Source organism: Algoriphagus sp. SE2 (assembly GCF_039563885.1).
Taxonomy (GTDB): Bacteria; Bacteroidota; Bacteroidia; order Cytophagales; family Cyclobacteriaceae; genus Algoriphagus.
Genome location: NZ_JBCLWJ010000018.1, coordinates 64,634 through 83,965 on the forward strand (window position 1 = coordinate 64,634; position 19,332 = coordinate 83,965).

At 37.2% G+C, this 19,332-nt stretch carries 17 protein-coding genes; 6 read left to right on the forward strand and 11 right to left on the reverse strand.

Annotated elements, in window-relative coordinates:
- Nucleotides 1–140: 140 nt before the first annotated feature.
- Both nqrF and accD read right to left on the reverse strand, forming a co-directional pair.
- A complete protein-coding gene (gene nqrF / locus AAGF08_RS17740) occupies nucleotides 141–1,445 on the reverse strand; it encodes an NADH:ubiquinone reductase (Na(+)-transporting) subunit F (RefSeq protein ID WP_343512695.1) in 1,305 nt (434 codons plus the stop codon).
- A 134-nt stretch (nucleotides 1,446–1,579) separates the two neighbouring features.
- On the reverse strand, nucleotides 1,580–2,422 hold the full coding sequence (gene accD, locus AAGF08_RS17745) for an acetyl-CoA carboxylase, carboxyltransferase subunit beta (protein WP_343512696.1): 843 nt from the start codon (nucleotides 2,420–2,422) through the stop codon (nucleotides 1,580–1,582).
- A gap of 228 nt (nucleotides 2,423–2,650) precedes the next feature.
- Here accD and AAGF08_RS17750 point away from each other — a divergent pair, with 228 nt between their 5' ends.
- Nucleotides 2,651–4,285 carry a carbon starvation protein A gene (locus AAGF08_RS17750; RefSeq protein ID WP_343512697.1) on the forward strand — a complete coding sequence of 545 codons (1,635 nt, stop codon included), beginning with the start codon at nucleotides 2,651–2,653 and terminating at the stop codon, nucleotides 4,283–4,285.
- Nucleotides 4,286–4,296: 11 nt separating this feature from the next.
- Here the strand turns inward: AAGF08_RS17750 and AAGF08_RS17755 are convergent, their stop codons facing one another.
- From AAGF08_RS17755 to rimP, 6 genes are all read right to left on the reverse strand, one after another.
- Nucleotides 4,297–5,034, reverse strand: coding sequence for a hypothetical protein (locus tag AAGF08_RS17755; protein WP_343512698.1), 738 nt, complete (start codon nucleotides 5,032–5,034; stop codon nucleotides 4,297–4,299).
- Nucleotides 5,010–5,396, reverse strand: a complete 387-nt coding sequence (locus AAGF08_RS17760; protein WP_343512699.1) for a hypothetical protein — start codon at nucleotides 5,394–5,396, stop codon at nucleotides 5,010–5,012. The genes AAGF08_RS17755 and AAGF08_RS17760 overlap by 25 nt, the downstream gene beginning before the upstream one ends.
- A 108-nt stretch (nucleotides 5,397–5,504) precedes the next feature.
- Nucleotides 5,505–5,870, reverse strand: a complete 366-nt coding sequence (locus tag AAGF08_RS17765; protein WP_343512700.1) for a hypothetical protein — start codon at nucleotides 5,868–5,870, stop codon at nucleotides 5,505–5,507.
- Nucleotides 5,871–6,421: 551 nt separating this feature from the next.
- Nucleotides 6,422–9,301 (reverse strand): translation initiation factor IF-2, encoded by a 2,880-nt coding sequence (infB, locus tag AAGF08_RS17770; RefSeq protein WP_343512702.1) that lies wholly within the window; start codon nucleotides 9,299–9,301, stop codon nucleotides 6,422–6,424.
- 63 nt (nucleotides 9,302–9,364) lie between these two features.
- Nucleotides 9,365–10,609, reverse strand: a complete 1,245-nt coding sequence (gene nusA, locus AAGF08_RS17775) for a transcription termination factor NusA (RefSeq protein WP_343512703.1) — start codon at nucleotides 10,607–10,609, stop codon at nucleotides 9,365–9,367.
- Between the two features lie 5 nt (nucleotides 10,610–10,614).
- Nucleotides 10,615–11,088 (reverse strand): ribosome maturation factor RimP, encoded by a 474-nt coding sequence (gene rimP / locus AAGF08_RS17780; RefSeq protein WP_343512705.1) that lies wholly within the window; start codon nucleotides 11,086–11,088, stop codon nucleotides 10,615–10,617.
- Between the two features lie 332 nt (nucleotides 11,089–11,420).
- On the opposite strand from rimP, the gene AAGF08_RS17785 reads away from it, so the two are divergent.
- Genes AAGF08_RS17785 through rodA form a run of 5 tightly spaced genes read left to right on the forward strand, consistent with a single transcriptional unit; the run spans nucleotide 11,421 to nucleotide 16,880 of the window.
- Complete coding sequence (locus AAGF08_RS17785) at nucleotides 11,421–12,449, forward strand: rod shape-determining protein (RefSeq protein WP_343512706.1); 1,029 nt, start codon at nucleotides 11,421–11,423, stop codon at nucleotides 12,447–12,449.
- 7 nt (nucleotides 12,450–12,456) lie between these two features.
- The gene (gene mreC / locus AAGF08_RS17790) at nucleotides 12,457–13,293 is read left to right on the forward strand and encodes a rod shape-determining protein MreC (protein WP_343512707.1); all 837 of its coding nucleotides are present in this window, start codon (nucleotides 12,457–12,459) and stop codon (nucleotides 13,291–13,293) included.
- A complete protein-coding gene (locus tag AAGF08_RS17795) occupies nucleotides 13,283–13,804 on the forward strand; it encodes a rod shape-determining protein MreD (RefSeq protein WP_343512708.1) in 522 nt (173 codons plus the stop codon). Before mreC ends, AAGF08_RS17795 begins: the two co-directional genes overlap by 11 nt.
- Complete coding sequence (gene mrdA, locus AAGF08_RS17800; RefSeq protein WP_343512709.1) at nucleotides 13,804–15,606, forward strand: penicillin-binding protein 2; 1,803 nt, start codon at nucleotides 13,804–13,806, stop codon at nucleotides 15,604–15,606. Before AAGF08_RS17795 ends, mrdA begins: the two co-directional genes overlap by 1 nt.
- Nucleotides 15,606–16,880 carry a rod shape-determining protein RodA gene (gene rodA, locus AAGF08_RS17805; RefSeq protein WP_343512711.1) on the forward strand — a complete coding sequence of 425 codons (1,275 nt, stop codon included), beginning with the start codon at nucleotides 15,606–15,608 and terminating at the stop codon, nucleotides 16,878–16,880. Before mrdA ends, rodA begins: the two co-directional genes overlap by 1 nt.
- Here the strand turns inward: rodA and AAGF08_RS17810 are convergent, their stop codons facing one another.
- The 3 genes from AAGF08_RS17810 to AAGF08_RS17820 all read right to left on the reverse strand — a co-directional run bounded on the left by AAGF08_RS17810 (nucleotide 16,881) and on the right by AAGF08_RS17820 (nucleotide 19,301).
- On the reverse strand, nucleotides 16,881–17,456 hold the full coding sequence (locus AAGF08_RS17810; protein ID WP_343512712.1) for an HD domain-containing protein: 576 nt from the start codon (nucleotides 17,454–17,456) through the stop codon (nucleotides 16,881–16,883).
- Nucleotides 17,457–17,470: 14 nt separating this feature from the next.
- On the reverse strand, nucleotides 17,471–18,037 hold the full coding sequence (locus AAGF08_RS17815; RefSeq protein WP_343512713.1) for a Pycsar system effector family protein: 567 nt from the start codon (nucleotides 18,035–18,037) through the stop codon (nucleotides 17,471–17,473).
- 151 nt (nucleotides 18,038–18,188) lie between these two features.
- Nucleotides 18,189–19,301, reverse strand: a complete 1,113-nt coding sequence (locus AAGF08_RS17820) for a hypothetical protein (RefSeq protein ID WP_343512714.1) — start codon at nucleotides 19,299–19,301, stop codon at nucleotides 18,189–18,191.
- Nucleotides 19,302–19,332: the final 31 nt, after the last annotated feature.

Here is a 19,332-nt window from a genome sequence, read left to right on the forward strand (position 1 = left end):
TTCCAAAATAGATCAAATAATAAATTTGAAAGAATCAAAATCCCTGCCTTTTTTTACCAAAGAAAATTAATGCTGCCTCAAACTGCTCAAGATCATTTCAATAGGGACAAAAAAAATCCCGCAAATGCGGGATTTTATTTTTATCCTCCGAAATCATCAAATCTGATGTTTTCTTCAGGAATTCCTAAATCGTCAAGCAACTTTAAAACTGCAGCGTTCATTAACGGAGGACCGCATAAGTAATATTCTACCTCATCTGGTTCAGGGTGATTTTTCAGATAATTATCATACAAAACCTGATGGATAAATCCTACGTAACCATCTCCTTCTTTATCATCAAGAGATTTTTTGATTTTCCAATTATCTTCTGGAAGAGGTTCTGACAATCCGATATGAAATTGGAAATTTGGAAATTCTTCTTCGATAGCTCTAAAGTGAGGTACATAGAATAATTCTTTCTTAGATCTACCTCCATACCAGTAAGATACCTTTCTGCTTGTCTTCTCAGTATGGAAAAGGTGGAAAATCTGTGCTCTCAATGGAGCCATACCTGCACCACCTCCTATGTATACCATTTCTCTTTGGGTAGGATTAATATGGAATTCACCATAGGGTCCTGAGATCGTCACTTTATCACCTGGTTTTCTAGAGAAAACATATGAAGAACAAACTCCTGGATTTACATCCATCCATTTGTTATTAGCTCTATCCCAAGGCGGAGTCGCTATACGGATTGTCAACATGACAATATTACCTTCAGCTGGGTGATTCGCCATAGAGTATGCTCTAAAAAGTTCCTCATCATTTTTCATGACCAAATCCCAAAGACCAAATTTATCCCAATCACTTTGGTAAACATCAGCTGGGTGACCCAATTCAGGATGTGGAGTAATATCCATATCCTTGAAATTAACTGTTATCACAGGAACATCAATCTGGATGTAACCCCCCGCCTCAAAATCCAAAGTTTCTCCTTCAGGGAGTCTAACTTTAAATTCTTTGATGAAAGTCGAAACGTTATAGTTCGAAATAACTTCACAATCCCACTTCTTGATCCCGAAGATTTCTTCTGGAACACGAATCTTCATGTCATTTTTCACTTTCACCTGACAAGCAAGTCGAACATTCCCTTGCTGCTCTGCCCTACTTAAATGGCCTACTTCTGTTGGAAGTACTTCTCCTCCTCCTTCTTCGACTACACATTTACACATGGCGCATGTTCCACCACCACCACAGGCAGAAGGAAGAAAGATTTTTTGCCCACCCAACGTTGATAGCAACGTCGTACCTGCTGCTGTTACGATTGGAGAACTTTCGTCACCATTTATGATAATGTTTACGTCTCCAGAATTCACCAGTTTAGACTGAGCGAAAAGGAGAATGAATACCAGCAGCAGTATAATTACTGTAAATGCTACTATTGATGTAATAATTACTGAACCCATGAAATATTGGTTTTACTTTTTCGTATGGATTGATTCCGGTTTTGGAACACAAATATATTTATAAATCCTATAATCAGGTCATAACCAAATCCAAATTTGGCTAGAAACTGAAATTCATTTGATAGGATAACTGATTAATTATGCAAGAGGTTTAACAAAGTTGTCAATCTACTCTTTAATTGTCTTCTGTCAATGATAAAATCCAAGAAACCATGTTCCAAAACAAACTCAGAACTTTGGAATCCTTTGGGTAAATCTTTGCCTATAGTTTCTCGAATAACCCTTGGCCCTGCAAAGCCTATTAAAGCTTCCGGTTCGGCAATATTGAAATCGCCTAGCATTGCATAAGAGGCAGTTACTCCTCCTGTGGTAGGATCTGTCAATAAAGATATAAATGGAATTCCCGCTTGATCCAATAGTGCCAACTTAGCTGAAGTTTTAGCCATTTGCATTAGAGAAAAACCAGCTTCCATCATTCTTGCTCCTCCGGATTTTGAAATCATCAGGAATGGAATCTTATGCTTTAGAGAGTAGTCTATAGCTCTTGCAATTTTTTCCCCTACTACTGATCCCATAGATCCACCTATAAAATTGAAATCCATGCAGGAAACTACCAAATCAAGTCCATTCATCTTCCCTACCGCAGATCTCACGGCGTCGTTCAGTTCTGTTTTCTTGATGGTAGCTTCAATTCGAGCCGTATAAGGTTTGGTATCGGTAAAATTTAACGGATCACCGGATTTCATATCCTTATCTAATTCAGTGAATTTATTTCCGTCAAACAGAATCTCGAAATATTCTTTAGATCCGATTTTTACATGAAAATCATCATCTGGACATACATATGCGTTGTTTTTCAACTCGCGTGTATGAATAATATTTCCATTCGGGGTTTTAAACCAAAGGCCATCCGGTGTATCCTTTTTCTCCGCGGTGGAGGTTTTGATGCCTTTGTCAGTTCTTTTAAACCAAGCCATAATGTGATTTTAGGTCGTTGTTTTGATAAATCAAAGGTTACAAATTTAGTCCTAATCTCCATTAAATAAAATCACTAATTAAATAGCTTGCTTTTATTTGAATGGGATTTTCTTTTTGCATTCAGTTTTAATTTCCTTTTTACTCCTCTGATAATTGCTTTATTTTGAGTAATTAACGTATTCTTCATAATTAAGAAGTTATTTTAACAATCGCCAAATAACCCAAAGATGAGCCTTCCTCTATTATTACTCGCTTCTGGAATAATTCTTTTTCTGGCTTATAAATTTTATGGGGGATTTGTATACAAAAAATTCGGAATCAACGATGAAAAGCCAGCTCCATCCCATGAATTTAATGACGGTGTGGATTATGAACCAAGTAAACCAATTGTAGTTTTAGGGCATCATTTTGCCTCTATTGCTGGAGCAGGCCCGATTGTAGGACCTATCATTGCTGTTACTTTTGGATGGATTCCTGCCGTGATTTGGATTCTGGTCGGTGGAATATTTTTTGGAGCAGTTCATGATTTAGGTAGTATGGCAGCCTCTCTAAAAACAGAGGGCAAATCCATTGGCGTTATAATCAGAAACCAAATTGGTCCAAAAGGAAAACAACTCTTTATTATTTTTTCCTTTTCTACATTGATTCTGGTTATTGGCGTTTTCGCCGATATTATTGCAAAGACATTCGTCAGTAATCCTGGAGTAGCTTCCGCATCAATTTCTTTTATTTTTCTTGCTATAGTTTTTGGGAGGTTCAGTAAAATTGTAGGAAGCAGAAAAATTGCATTTATAATACTTAGTGTTATCGGAGTCATATTAATGTACTTTTTTGTTTTTGTAGGAATTCAATTCCCGATCGTGTTAGATTATAAAGTTTGGATTCTTGCATTACTTGGATACGCATTCATCGCTTCTGTCACTCCGGTAAGTCTTTTACTACAGCCAAGAGATTATTTAAATAGCTTTTTACTTTATGGTATGATCATCGCTGCCGTTTTAGGGATTTTTATTGCTAACCCTGAGGTCAAGATGACCAATGAAATTGTAGCATCATCTGAGAGCCTAGGATATATTTTTCCTGTTTTGTTCATAACAATAGCTTGTGGAGCAATTAGTGGTTTTCATTCGCTGGTAGCTTCAGGCACTACCTCCAAACAACTTGATAAAGCAAGTGATGCAAAACTTGTAGGCTTTGGAGGGATGCTCATAGAATCATTCTTAGCTATTATATCAGTTTGTGCAGTGGTTGTCTTAGAACGAGGAGATTATTTTGATAGACTCACTGGAGAAGGGCCTGTAGCTTTATTTTCCACCGGTTTAGGAGGAATGATTTCCAGTTTAGGGATTCAAGAAGAATTTGCCGTAGCCTTTGTAGCATTAACAGTTTCTGCTTTTGCGTTAACAACATTGGATACCTGTACCCGTTTGGCAAGATTTACTCTACAGGAATACTTTGAAGATTTACCACAGCCCGCTGCTAAGAAAATAGCAACAAACCGATACCTGTCTACCAGCATTGTAGTATTACTTTCAATCCTATTATTGGTTTCAGGAGAATTCACTACCCTTTGGCCAATCTTTGGTTCTGCCAATCAATTATTAGCAGCTCTGGCACTTTTGACAATCGCAGTCTGGATGATTCGAGAAAAAGTGAATGCATGGTTTGTCACTATTCCAATGTTTTTCATGTTTACTGTAACATTGGCTTCTTTGGGATTATTTGCCTGGAAAAATTTCCAGGATGAAGTTTATGTACTTTCTCTCCTTGCTGCAGCATTATTTGTACTTGCAATTTCCTTGATGATTTTAGCTACAAAAAGTTTGAAATCAGAAATCAAAGAGCCAGCAAAGGCTCTTTGATTGCTATTTTTTTATAATGATTTAAATGGAGTTGCTACTTTCCTAGGTATTCTCCAAGCCAAGGAGAAATTGATCAAATAATCTGCAAATGCGGCATCGCCATGGACTGGTTCATCAGGAGTAGAATTCTCAATATCAGTGACACCTTGAGTTCTATTCCTTATCAAAGCTATTGGTACATTCAATGTTCCTGTCACATTTCCTTTCATATAGCTTATCCCTGGTTCTACTGAAACAATATATCCAGGTCTTCTAAAACCATTGCTTCCACCTATGGCATCATGAACCGGTCTTCCTTCCACTCTACCACCCAAGGAAATCCCTAATCCATGAATTTTTTCGAATGATTTGAATACCCCTGTTCTTACCGCATATTCATCTGGAACACTCATAATCGCCTCATTTTCCCTTCTTCGATTGGTTGGAGTTCCTTTAGTCTCTTTGGAATTAAACATATAGAAACCGTCATAATACCAGAAATAGGTATTTGTAATATTCCATAATCCCTGAAAGTCGACAATCAAACCAGTGCCTCCATCTCCAAGTTGTATTGACTGATCTACCGTTTTCACTTCCTCAATTCCTTCCGTTCTCTGATTATAAAATTTGCTTGTAGCAGCATAATCACCGGTAGGAAACTTAATTCCCAATCCAATTGCTATATTACCTTTTTTGGCTTTTTCACCAGAAAGTATCCAGTAACCAGCTCCAATACGAATGTCTCCTAGTCCTTTGAAATAGTATGGCACTCGGTCCTTCCATGCTCATATAAAGAACTTCGTTCATTATACTGAAGTAGCAAAGAAAGGATTCCGTAGACTCTTTCATTGAATGCATAACTTATATTGAAATCAAGGCCATGTTGGTGGTTTATTACCTCCGTCCCATCTTCCACACGATTTGTTTCTTCATGGTTCCCTCTGAAATGTCTGAATGATTTGAAATACCTGTAGTTATCTGAAATATTCCATTCACCTTTTTCAAGCATATTTCCTTGGCCAACTGCATTTCCCAATACAGAAAATTGGCGTATCGCAACGCAGCCCTGACCGTATGAATTTATTGTACACAGCAGCATAACTACTGCCATGATAATAGTAATTTTTTTCATTGATATAGGGTAAATTGTTAAGTAACTGATTGAGGTACTTAAAAAGATGAAGATTTTCTTGCTTAGAAAATCGAATAGTTACCGAATACAAAGTACTCGATTAAAAAGTCAAGAAATTTGGGGAGGTGGTGAGTCTAACGTGTAAATCGGATTTTGATAAGTTGAAAAAATAAACCCTATTGTACTATTTTCAATATTTGATGAAAATACAGTAAAAGGAAGATCTTCGGTTTGGATATAATCCTTAACAAAATTCTTTAGGAGTGATTTACTTCCTTGGTTAGAAGGAAGCTCATCATCTACTAAAGAAGAGACCCATATTTTTATTGTAATATCCAGAACTTTTCTGGCTGTATCCGGAACATAAACGATCTGTAATTTATCGTTAATGTAGCGTTGCTTGATCGCACGATAATACTTTCCGTCTTTTTCAAATCTGGTATTTGTAATTTGAAAATCCTCTTGATAAGACATATAAGGCACTTGTCAAGGGGACATCCATCACTCTTCCAGCCCATCCAATTCTGTATTATATACTTCATTTTCTCATGTTGACTCTAAATGAGTATCGTAGGAAATATAAAATGCATAATAGCCAAAATTATAAATGGCAAAACACAAGAGAAGTAATATGGATGATATTTTTTTCAACCCAGGCAATTTACTGGATGAAAAGTAATGATAAATTAACCCTTCCTCAATTATAATTCAAAATAGTATTTTGTAAAAAATCATATCTGTGAAAAAATTATTTGATTTTTTCTATTTACTCAAAATATAAATTAAGTATAGAATATAAAACTAATAGAACCACAGATGCAGATCCAAATATCTTCAATACTTTCATTCGATTGCATCGATCTAAAAACCAAAGCACGTAAACCGGCTGAACCATACCTATAAAAAGCTGGAGGATAGATAATCCAATTAGAAGTTTTAAAATGAAAAGAATCGCTTCAATCATATCTCAAAAATAAAAAAGGAACGGTTTCCCGTTCCTTTCTATCTTATTTATTCTCGCTAAATTATTTTTTTCGCTTGATCTCACGCATTTCATAACCTTCAATAGTATCGTCCACTTCAATGTTATTGAAGTTTTTGATAGAGATACCGCATTCGTATCCGGCTTTCACTTCGGCAACATCATCTTTGAATCGCTTCAATTGATCGATCTCACCTTCATGGATTACAATACCATCCCGAATGACTCTGATTTTATTCTTACGAGTGATATATCCATCCATAACGTAAGAACCTGCAACAGTACCGATCTTAGAAATCTTGAATACCTCACGAACTTGAATATTACCTGTAATAACTTCCTCAAATTCTGGCTCTAGCATTCCCTCAATCGCATCTTTGATCTGATTAATCGCATCATAGATGATAGAGTAATGTCTGATTTCAATTTCTTCCTGTTCTGCCAATTTCTTCGCATTTGCAGAAGGTCTTACCTGGAATCCAAGAATAATCGCATCTGAAGCTGAAGCCAGAAGAACGTCTGATTCAGAAATCTGACCTACACCCTTATGGATTATACTTACTTTAACTTCGTCTTTAGAAAGCTTCAATAAGGAATCCGAAAGTGCTTCCACGGATCCATCTACGTCACCCTTAATAATAATATTAAGTTCTTTAAATGAACCAATTGCCAAACGGCGACCAATTTCATCCAACGTAATATGTTTCTTAGTTCTAAGACTTTGCTCCCTTTGTATTTGCTCTCTTGAGTTGGCAATTTCTCTTGCTTCTCTTTCTGTATCGTATACTTTGATTATGTCACCCGCTTGAGGAGCACCACTTAAACCTAGTAATTGAACAGGAGTAGAAGGTCCTGCAGTTTTTAACTTTTTTCCCTTATGGTCAAACATGGCTTTTACGCGGCCATAGTGCTTTCCTGCAAGTGTAATGTCTCCTATTTTCAACGTACCACTTTGTACCATAATCGTCGTGACATATCCTCTTCCTTTATCCAAAGAAGCTTCAATCACAGTACCAGTGGCATTTTTATTAGGATTTGCTTTCAATTCCAAGACTTCTGCTTCTAAAAGCACCTTTTCCAAAAGATCATCAACACCTTCTCCGGTTTTTGCAGACAATTCCTGAGATTGATATTTTCCGCCCCATTCCTCTATCAAAAGATTCATGTTTGCTAATTCTTCTTTGATTTTATTTGGATTAGCGTTTGGCTTATCAATTTTATTTATCGCGAAAATCATTGGAACTCCCGCAACTTGAGCATGGTTGATCGCCTCTTTAGTTTGTGGCATGATACTATCATCCGCTGCAATCACAATGATTGCGATATCAGTGATTTTGGCACCTCGAGCACGCATCGCTGTAAAGGCTTCGTGACCTGGTGTATCCAAGAATGCAATTTTATGTCCCGTTTTGGTCGTCACATCATATGCACCAATATGCTGTGTAATACCTCCCGCTTCATCTGCTGTGACTTTTGAAGTACGGATGTAATCCAATAAGGAAGTTTTACCATGATCAACGTGACCCATGATCGTTACGATCGGAGCTCTTTCGACCAAATCTTCTGGATCGTCCTCTACCTCTTCTACGATTTCATCTTCAATAGATTTGGTGAATTCAACATCGAATCCAAATTCATCAGCAATAATCGTAATTGCTTCAGCATCTAGTCTTTGATTGATCGAAACGAACATACCCAAAGACATACATGTTGAAATAATCTGATTCACGGATACGTCTAAAAGGGCAGCTAAGTCATTTGCAGAAATAAATTCTGTGACTTTAAGCAATTTTGTTTCTTCGTTTTCGTGATCGACTTCTCTTTCACGTTCTGCCTTTTTATCTCTTCTTGACTTGGACTTTCCTCCTCCAGGTTTGTTTCCTTGAAGTCGGGCAAGAGTTTGTTTGATTTGATCCTGAATCTCTTTTTGAGTGGGTTCAGCCTTTTGAACTCTACCTTGTCCTCCTCTATTTTGGTTATTTCCTCTTTGACCCCCTTGGTTCCTATTTCCACCACCTTGGCCTTGATTTCTATTACCTCCGGAGTTAGAGCCCCCCTTATCAATTCTTTTTCTAGGACGCTTTTTATCCCTTCCTCTTTCGTCAGAAGATGCAACTGGCCCACCTTTCTTTTTAGGCTTATCAGCTGGAAGATCAATTTTTCCTAAAACTGTCAAGCCCTTTAAAGAATCTGCTTTCGCAGAAATCAATTCACTTGGCTTTGGCTTTGGAGCATCTTCTTTCGGAGCTTCGGGAGAAGCTTTCTTCTGCTCAGGTTTTGCTGCTGAAGGAGGTGTTGGCTTAACACTTTTTGCCTGTTGGGGATTCTGCTTCTTTTGATCCTGTTGAGACTTTTGCTGATTTTGAGGCTTTCTATTATCCCCACCATGTCTTTGTCCTCGATTACCATGTCCACCATGTCTTTGAGTCGGAGCAGGGTTTTTACTCAAATCAATTTTACCAAGAACTTTTATTCCTTCCAGTTTTGGAGATTCTGTTTCAACCTTCGGAGCCTCGGGCTCTTTCGGAGTTTCAGAAATTGGTTTTGGCTCTTCCGCTTTAACTTCAGGCTTAGTTTCTACTTTCGGCGTTGGCTCAGGAGCCGGAGCTGGTTCTGGTTTAGGAGCCTCCACTGGAGCAGCTTTTGATTCTGGTTCAGGAGCCTTTTCTTGCTTTGGAGTATCTGGCTCCATCGAAATAGGCTCATGACGCTTCCCTATGGAAAGGTGGGAAGCCTCTTCTTTATCGAGGGCAGAAGATTTGAATTCCTTTTTCAGCATCTCTACTTGCTCCATGCTGATCTTGGAATTCGGATTATTCTCCACCTCAAAGCCTTTTTTAGCCATTGACTCAACTATGGTCGCCGTTCCCACGTTGAGTTTTCTGGCTATTTGGCCTAATCGTATCATTTTTTCTTCTGACATAAGCAAAAACCTCTTTCGAAATCTTAAGTAAAATAGGGTGTTTTAATTAGTAAACCCTTTGTATTATTGTTCAAATTCTTGTCTGAGGATTCTGAATATCTCATCGATCGTCTCTTCCTCAAGTTCTGTTCTCCGGAGTAAATCCTCCCTAGTTAAGGTCAAAACACTTTTAGCAGTATCTAAACCCGTCTTTTTCAACTCTTCGATGATCCATCCTTCAATTTCATCACCGAATTCTAATAGATCAACATCCTCCTCTTCGTATTCATTCAATTCACGGAAAACATCTATTTCGTACTCAACCAATTTACTGGCCAATTTTATATTGAAACCGCCTTTTCCTATAGCAAGAGATACTTGATCGGGCTTCAAGAACACAGAAATCCTCTTTGTTTCTTTATTAACTGTAATAGAAGAAACCTTAGCAGGACTTAGGGCTCTCGTTACGTATAGGTCTAAATTATCCGTATAATTAATGACATCTATATTCTCATTCTGAAGCTCACGAACAACTGCATGAATTCTTGAACCTTTCATTCCGACGCATGCTCCTACCGGATCAATTCTGTCATCATAAGATTCAACTGCCACTTTTGCCCTTTCTCCTGGTTCACGTACGATCTTTACAATGGTGATCAATCCGTCATATACCTCAGGAACTTCATTTTCAAATAACCTCTCTAAGAAAACAGGAGAAGTTCTGGAAAGAATGATTTTTGGATTCCCATTCATCATATCCACTCGGTGGACAATTGCCTTGACCGAATCACCTTTTCTAAATCTATCCTTAGGAATCTGTTCTCCTTTAGGAAGGATCAATTCATTCCCTTCACCGTCCATCAAAAGAACTTCTCTTCCTAATATCTGATAAACTTCTGCTGAAACGATCTCACCAACTTGCTCCTCATACTTATTATAAAGAATATCTTTTTCCAGATCTTTAATTCGTTGGATCAATGTCTGACGAGCCATTTGCACAGCTCTTCTTCCAAATTCCTCCAATTCAATTTTCTCGTATACTTCTTCACCTATTTCAAAATCTGGCTCAATCTTTCTAGCTTCTGACAAACTGATTTTATCAAAATCCCAAATATCCTCAGAATTATCATCAACAATTTCTCTGATTCTGAAAATCTCGAGGTCACCCTTATCAGCATTGATTGTCACATCGAAGTTTTCATCTGATTCAAACTTCTTTCTAATCATTGCTCTGAACACATCTTCCAGGATACGGATCATGGTAGGTCGATCCACATTTTTAGATCTCGCAAACTCTGCGAAGGATTCTATTAAGATTTTGGCATCCATTTGAGTTATTTAAAAGATACTTGTACGATTGTTTTTTTCATGTCCTCAAAAGGAAGGCTAACTTCCTCTTCAGTGGCTTTCTTGCCTTTTTCCTTTTTCTTCACCAGGATTTTCACTCCAGATGATTCAACTTCTAATAATTTCCCCGTAAGTTCCTCACCAGTGCTTCGCAAAACTTTCAATTCCCTACCTACATTTTTCTGGAATTGCCTTCTACTATTGAGTGGATAATCCAATCCAGGAGAAGATACTTCCAAAACATAAGCGCTAGAAATTAAGTCCTTCGCTTCTAGTTCTTCCGAAACTGCCCTGCTCACATTCGCACACGTCTGGATATTCAATCCTTCATCCGCGTCAATCAAAATACTCAAAGTAGTTTTACCTGCTTTTTCAGCAATTATAACCTCCACGACAAAGTGATTTTCATCAGGAAGATGCTTTTCTACAATTTCTTCGATAGCTTGCTTCAGCTCGGACATAGTATGCATAATGAAAGAGGGGACATTGTTGTCCCCTCGAGAAACTTTCGAATACGCCACAAATGTAAAATAAATTTGATGCAAAAACAATTTGAGTAAAAAATCTACAGAAGGATTCTAAACGACACACCCAATTTGGGGCAATCTTTAAATCAAACGTAACAAACTAAAATAAAAGGTGTCCTTTTTAATAAATACACCAAAAAATATCAGGTTTCTTTCAGATTTCTCCCATTAAGGTAATAATTTTGCCGACCTCTGTTTAATAATAAGTACTCATCGTATTATATTGAACAATTAACTCCAATTATTAGCCAATCAAAAAGTCAAAAATGGGATTATTCGATTTTTTCTCAAGTGATATAGCCATCGATCTTGGTACAGCCAACACCTTGATTATCCATAAGGATAAGATAGTGGTGGATGAACCTTCTATCATTGCGATAGACAAATCAACTAACCGAGTTCTGGCAGTTGGCAGGGAGGCGATGAATATGCATGAGAAAACCCATGAAAATATTAAAACCATCAGACCTCTAAAGGACGGTGTAATCGCAGATTTTTATGCGGCTGAGCAAATGATTCGGGGATTGATTAAAATGATTCCAGGTCAGAAGAAAGGAATGTTTCCCCAATCACATAGAATGGTAATTTGTATTCCTTCCGGAATTACAGAAGTAGAAAAAAGAGCAGTTCGGGACTCTGCTGAACATGCAGGGGCAAAAGAGGTATATATGATCTTCGAACCTATTGCTGCGGCGATAGGTATTGGAATCGACATTGAGAAACCAATGGGCTCTATGATCGTAGATATAGGAGGTGGTACAACAGAGATTGCATTGATTGCGTTATCTGGTATCGTGGCCGATCAATCCATCCGTGTGGCCGGTGATACATTCACAAAGGACATCCTGGACTATATGCGAAGACAGCACAATTTATTAATTGGAGAAAGATCCGCAGAAAAAGTAAAAATAGCGATCGGATCAGCGCTTACTGAACTCGATGAGCCACCAGAAGATCATGAAATCCGAGGTAGAGATTTAATGACAGGAATTCCAAAAGTTATAAAAGTTTCATATTCTGAAATTGCTTTCGCTTTGGATAAATCAGTGTCTAAAATCGAAGAAGCAGTTTTAAAAGCTCTGGAAATTGCTCCGCCTGAACTTTCAGCAGATATTTATGACAATGGCATACATTTAACTGGTGGAGGTGCATTATTGAAAGGTTTGGATAAAAGGCTACACCAAAAAACCAAATTACCAATTCACATTGCTGAAGATCCTCTACGTGCAGTTGTAAGAGGTACTGGTACCGCCTTGAAAAACATACAGAATTTCAGAACAGTATTGATGACTTAAGCCCTGAATGCTACGCATCCTCCAATTCCTTTATAATTTAAGGTCTTTTCTTTTATTCATTTTACTTGAAGTTATAGCAATATGGCTCCTTGTTGCAAATAACTCTCCTCAGGGTGCGGCTTTCTTTAATAGTTCCAATGCAGTCGCAGGTTCTATTTTAGAAACTCAATCTGATGTACGAGATTTCTTTTCCTTAGCTGAAGCAAATAAGGCCTTAGTAATGGAAAATTCTAGACTATTGGAACAATTGAATAGTCTTAAAATTGAGCCGGATTCTATTGAATTAGACCTAGATTCTACTTTATCTGCACAATTTGAATTCAAGGGCGCTAGAGTCATTAGTAATTCACTCCGTTTTGCTCAAAACCATCTTACTTTAAGTAAAGGAAGCTTAGATGGAATTAAGCCTGGCATGGGGATTTTTAATGAAGCTGGAGTGGTAGGAAGAGTTAAGTCTGTTTCGAAAAATTATTCCGTGGGTATTTCATTGCTAAACAATGATTTATTGATTTCCTCAATCATTAAATCTACAGGAGATTTCGGAACTATTAATTGGAATGGAAAAGATTCACAAAAAGCTAAATTGCTGTATGTCCCTAGACATGTTCAAGCGCAAATTGGAGATACTGTAGTGACTTCTGGATATAGCGCTGTATTTCCTAAAAATATAAATATTGGTGTGATATCGAATATAATACAATCTGGTGATCCTAATTACCTTGATATCGAGGTATCTCTAACTACTGATTTCAGCAAAATCTCCTATGTTTATTTAGTTGAAAATACCCAAGCCAATGAGCTAGACACCTTATACCAAAAATCTGAAATACCTGATGAATTCTAGAAACCTTATTTCTTTTATTTTTCTAGTCTTGATTCTTGGGCTTGTCCAAATTCTATTTCTTAAAAATCTAGCCCTATTTGGAGTGGCTTTTTGTTTTGTTTATTTAGTAGGAATTCAAAGTCTCCCTTTACAAATCAAGCACGTGCCTTTATTGTTTATTAGCTTTGGCATAGGTTTACTAATAGATATTTTTTATGACACATTAGGTTTAAATGCACTTGCAGCAACATTTATGGCTTTTTTAAGGCCTTATTGGTTGAAGATAATTAAGCCAAATGGTGGATATGATGATTCCAATCGACCTACGATACAGGAAATGGGAATTGGTTGGTTCATGAGTTATTCTCTCCCATTAACTTTTGCCTTTAGTCTGCTGTTTTTTACCGCTGATCAATGGGGAACAGGGGCTTTTCTAGGTATTCTAAACAAAAGCTTATTCTCCTCGATTTTTACAGTCCTTTTGGCTATTATTGTACAACTACTGTTCTTCAAACGCAGGAGAGGAATCTGATGAACGACCAAAGACCCGTAGCAATAATAATCTTCATTTTCTTGATCGGTTTGGTGCTTTTGACCAAGCTATTTATGATTCAGGTATTGGATGACAGCTTTATGAAAAAAGCTGAAAGGAATGCTATTCAAAGAGTAGTTGACCATCCATACAGAGGCTTGGTTTATGACCGAAATGGAAAGTTATTGGTGTATAACAATCCAATTTTTGATTTGATGCTTGTTCCTAAAGAATTTGAAGTTGGAGACACCACGCGATTCTTAGATCTATTTCGCATCACAAAGGAAGAATTGATTGAGTCCTACAATGCTGCAAAAAAATATTCCTGGGTTAAACCTTCTCCCCTGATCAAACAAATCTCTACGACAGATTTTGCGAGAATTCAAGATTATCTGATCGATTACCCAGGTCTTTTTATTATGACAAGATCTGTCAGGTCCTATCCTCTTCCAATAGCAGCACATGCTTTGGGCTATATTGGAGAAATCAATGCACGACAATTAGAAAACGATTCCTCAAATTATTATAAACAAGGTGATTACGTTGGGTTGAGTGGGATAGAGCGTTTCTATGAAGACGATTTACGAGGAAGAAAAGGCGTAAAATATAAAATGGTCAACGTTAGAGGAGTGGATAAAGGACCATTTAAAGACGGTGAATACGATACTGCTTCTGTTGCAGGTAGAAATATAACCTCTACTATTGACATGGAGCTTCAGCAGTATGGAGAAATGTTGATGGAAGGCAAGACAGGCTCTGTGGTAGCAATTGAGCCTAAAACGGGCGAGATATTAGCAATGATTTCTGCTCCTTTTTATGATCCAAATGATTTGACTGGTGCAGAATTCAGTAAAACCTATAGGAGTCTTAACTCGGACGAAAGTAAGCCACTATTCAATAGGCCAATAATGGCAACTTATCCTCCAGGCTCAATTTTCAAAGTAGTTCAAAGCCTAATAGGATTACAAGAAGGCGTTTTAACTCCGGAGACAACATTTGCATGCAACAAATCTTTGGTGGCCTGTCATAATCATCCTTCTCCAGTAAGTCTTTTTGGAGCCATCCGGAATTCCTGCAATCCCTATTATCACCAGGCCTTTCGTCAGATTATCAATCGGGAAGTTTCCAGCAATACCTATAAAGACACCGAGATTGGACTAAATGCTTGGCGAGAAGATGTTTTAAAATTTGGATTGGGAGTTCGACTTGGAGTAGATATGCCGAATGAAAAAGGCGGAAGTGTTCCTTCCAGTAAATATTATGATCGATTTTACGGAGAGGGCAGATGGAAATACAGCACAATATATTCCCTTTCTATAGGTCAAGGAGAAATGTTGGTAACTCCACTACAGATGGCAAATCTTGCTGCTATTTTTGCAAATAAAGGATACTATTACACCCCTCATTTGATAAAATCAATTAATGGAGATTCAAATCTGATTCCTGAAAAATATAGAACCAAGAATGATGCGGGTGTAGATTCACGCCATTTTGATATGATCCAAGATGCTATGGCAGAAGCATTGTATGGAACCGCAACGAGAGCCATTATTAAGGATATTGAGATTGCTGGAAAAACAGGGACTGCACAAAATCCTCATGGGGAAGACCACTCTGTCTTTGTAGCCTTTGCCCCCAAAGATGACCCAAAAATTGCTATTGCCGTTTATGTGGAAAATGCTGGTTGGGGAGGAAGAGCTGCAGCTAGTACTGCTTCACTGATGATCGAAAAATATATCCGAAAGGAAATCACCAGGCCCGAGCTGGAGCAATATGTGTTGGCAGGAAACTTCATTTATTAATGCGGGAATCGGATATTCATATTGATCGGGTTGATTGGTTGGTTGTGGCCATTTATTTTGCTTTGGTCATTTTTGGCTGGTTTAATATCTATGCGGCAGTATATGACAGCCAGGCACCGCAAAGCATGTTTGATATGTCCATTAACTCTGGTCAGCAACTTGTCAGAATTGGTATTTCTGTGGTCCTAATTGTCCTGATTATGGTAGCAGATTACCGGTTCTTTGAAAACCTTTCCCTATATATCTACATTTTTTTTATAGCACTTTTGGTGGTAACTCCTTTCATCGGAAAAGAAGTCAACGGACAGGTTCTGACCATTGGTTTTGGCTCGTTCAGAATTCAGCCAGGTGAATTTGCAAAAATGGCCACTGCATTGGCACTAGCCAAAGTGATGGAAAGACCCACTTTTGATCTGAGTAAAACCAAAAATCAACTTATTGCATTTGGCGTTCTATTGCTTCCGGTAGCTCTTATCTTATTGCAGCCGGATACTGGAACAGCCATGGTTTATTTTTCCTTACTCGTGATGTTTTATCGAGAAGGACTTCCCCAGCGCTATTATATCTTAGGTTTTGGTTTTATCGCCTTGACGCTTTTATCCTTGGCAATAGAAAACAATCTTTACCTAGTTGCAGGGATTGTGCTCATTATTCTGGTTTTAATCTTATTGGGGAAAAAGACCTGGCAGAGAATAATCATTTTTTCATTGATTGGTTTAGGCATGATTGCCTACAGCTATAGTATTGATTTTGTTGTTTCCAAGCTTCCAGAGCACCAGCAAAATAGGATTATGGTTCTCTTCAACCCCAATTTAGATCCATTAGGTGTGGGTTGGAATGTCACCCAATCCAAGATTGCTATTGGCTCAGGCGGCCTCTTGGGGAAAGGCTATTTAGAAGGCACTCAAACCAAATTTGATTTTGTCCCCGAACAACATACTGATTTTATTTTTTGTACGCTGGGAGAAGAATTTGGCTGGGTAGGCAGCCTAATTGTTATTGGCCTTTTTGTCACGCTCTTAGTTCGTTTGGTGATCATGGCAGAGCGGCAAAAAACCAGGTTTTCCAGAATCTATGGTTATGGAGTTATTTCCATTCTGCTCTTTCACTTTATGATAAATATTGCAATGACAATCGGTTTGTTCCCGGTGGTAGGAATACCATTACCATTTTTTAGCTACGGGGGGTCTTCACTTTGGTCCTTTACTATTCTCCTATTCATCTTTATCAAGATGGATTCTTCCAGAGCAATGCAATTGGGTAGATTGGGCTAATTAAGAATTTAAAAGTTTGTTTAACCAAACTTGCTTTTTAGGTTCTCTATTTTTGACGGCAAATGGCGTATGAAAATGATGAGCTTTCAAAAAATTGATCTGCAAGTTTTTCCATTGCTCTTCAGTTTCTATGACTTTCATATATTTTAGTTCCTCAAAAAGTTTTTGACTGATTTCAGGATAATCAGATCTCCCTAAATAATCTAAATCCGCGTCACAAATTATCATTTGAAGCGGATTTAGCGGCGTTTGAGGAATTTTTGTAGCCATTACTAGGCCTTTCACTTCCTGAATCAGCTTTTCGTTAATCCCTAAATCTCTCATAATATCTGCAGCCATGGCAGACCCTACTTCCTCATGATTGGCTGGACCTTTTAAAAACCCCATATCATGAACTATTGCCCCAACCCTTAACAAGTACCGTTGTTCTTCTGACAATTTTAACCTCCGAATGTATTGCTCACATACATTTAATACATCCAATGTATGGTCCAACCCATGATAAGATAGGTATGAAGGCAGATCAGACTTCAATTTATATAATACAGTTCTTCTAAGTTTTAAATATCCTTTCATTTCATTAAAAAGATTTAGATCTGCAACGCAGTTCTTAGGGCATAATACAAAATAAAAACAAACAATAGGCCAATATTAAAAGAAAGAAATCTAATGGAAAGGTTAACATTACGAAATTTCGCTGCAGTAATTTTTGCGTTGATATATACTTGCTCACCCAATTGATCCAAATAAGGTCTTCTCTTTACGCTTATTTTTTCTAAAACTCTTACATATTCTTTGATGGTGCCATATGAGCTAATAATATCCCCAAAGAAAAAAACACTCTTATCAAATTTGCTTTCTATTTGAGGCATAAAACACCTAAAGCTGTAGTAAATTGAAGTTACGCTAAACATGAACCACATTGCCATGAAAATATAGATGAATGGGTCCTCCGCAGCAACTTCTATAAGATGATCAGAAAATTGGAAAAAAACATTAATCAATAAACCATAAAAAGATAAAACCAAACCAGCTTTGATCTCTGACGCCTTGATCAAATCCCTTAAGTAATTGATTAGATACCAATAGTTATCTACAATATCTAATCCATCATCAAATTCAGGGATATCATCAAGCCCTTCTCCTTTTTTAACCATTAATAAATTATGATTCTTGAAAATATTAATTCCTTTAAATTCAAAATAATCTATGATTTAAACAAATTCTTTATGAAAGACTGAAAATAATGAAGGCAATTAAGAAATGAGAAAATTGAAAAAGGCTGTAAACCTGATATCCATTTAATAATTAAACTTCATCAAACTTCCTGTAAATCAATAATAAGAATTCTTGAACAGGTTCTGTTTCTACTTCCCAATTTAACTCATTGACATATCTTTTATTTACCAAATCAATAGCCTCATTAAAATTATCGCAATTGTCAATTGACTTTAAAGCATGTGACAGTAAGTCTGAATTCCCATCAAAAAGCTCTTTTGTGAACATAAACCTTTGATTGATTGCGAGACTTTCTGATAATTCTCCAATAACCCCACGCATCCCTTTGTAAGATTCAGTCTTAAATCTCGATTTTATTAAAGCGGGATCCAATGTGCCATTAGAATCGGAGGCTGAACTCACCTCAGTGAGGGTAGATTTTTGCTCCTCTTTTTCAACTATTTCTGGTTCTTTCTCTATTTTATCTTCTGTCTGCTTATTTTCTACTTGGTCAAAAAAAGAGGATTGAGACTCTTCTTCTTCAATTGAAGAGCTATCTGGATTTACTTCTGATGAGTCAGTATTGACCCGATAAAAATCTAAATTAAAAGCTTTCACATCGCCTAAAGTTGCCAAAAGAAGGTTTTCAGATTCCAGTGAATCTTTTATTACTTGATAATTCGCACCAATAGCTCTCAAATATTCTGTTTTATCATGGCCAAATCCAGCCTTATCAATTAAGAAAGTGATGACTTTATCATGCCATTTATAGTATTTTTTATTCTCTTTTAAATATTCATTTATCTTTCCATCTGGGGCTTTTTCGATTTCAGATTGATAATACACTACGGGATCTGTAGCGAGTTCAATCGCCTGAATAACTGCTTTTTTTAGCAACGGATGAAGATTATCTCTCTCCACCTTTATCCTTTTGGATAAAACATTCATAAACTGAGTCAAAGCCTCATGAACCGCAATATCTCTGTAATCAAAAAATGGGTTACTTTTCAATTTGGATAATTCCTCCTGCCATAGCTCAAATAACCTTTTAATGATAAAAAAATTTACCTGATTGCTACTTGTCAGTTTGATGATATCCTGACCAGTGATGTATTGTTTTGAGGAGAAAAAGCCTTCGCATACGATCGTAGCGTATTCTTCGGCGTACTTTTCTAAATAATTGCTGTTAATTTGAATTGTCATTGAATTGTCTTGTTTAAAAATGCAACGAACA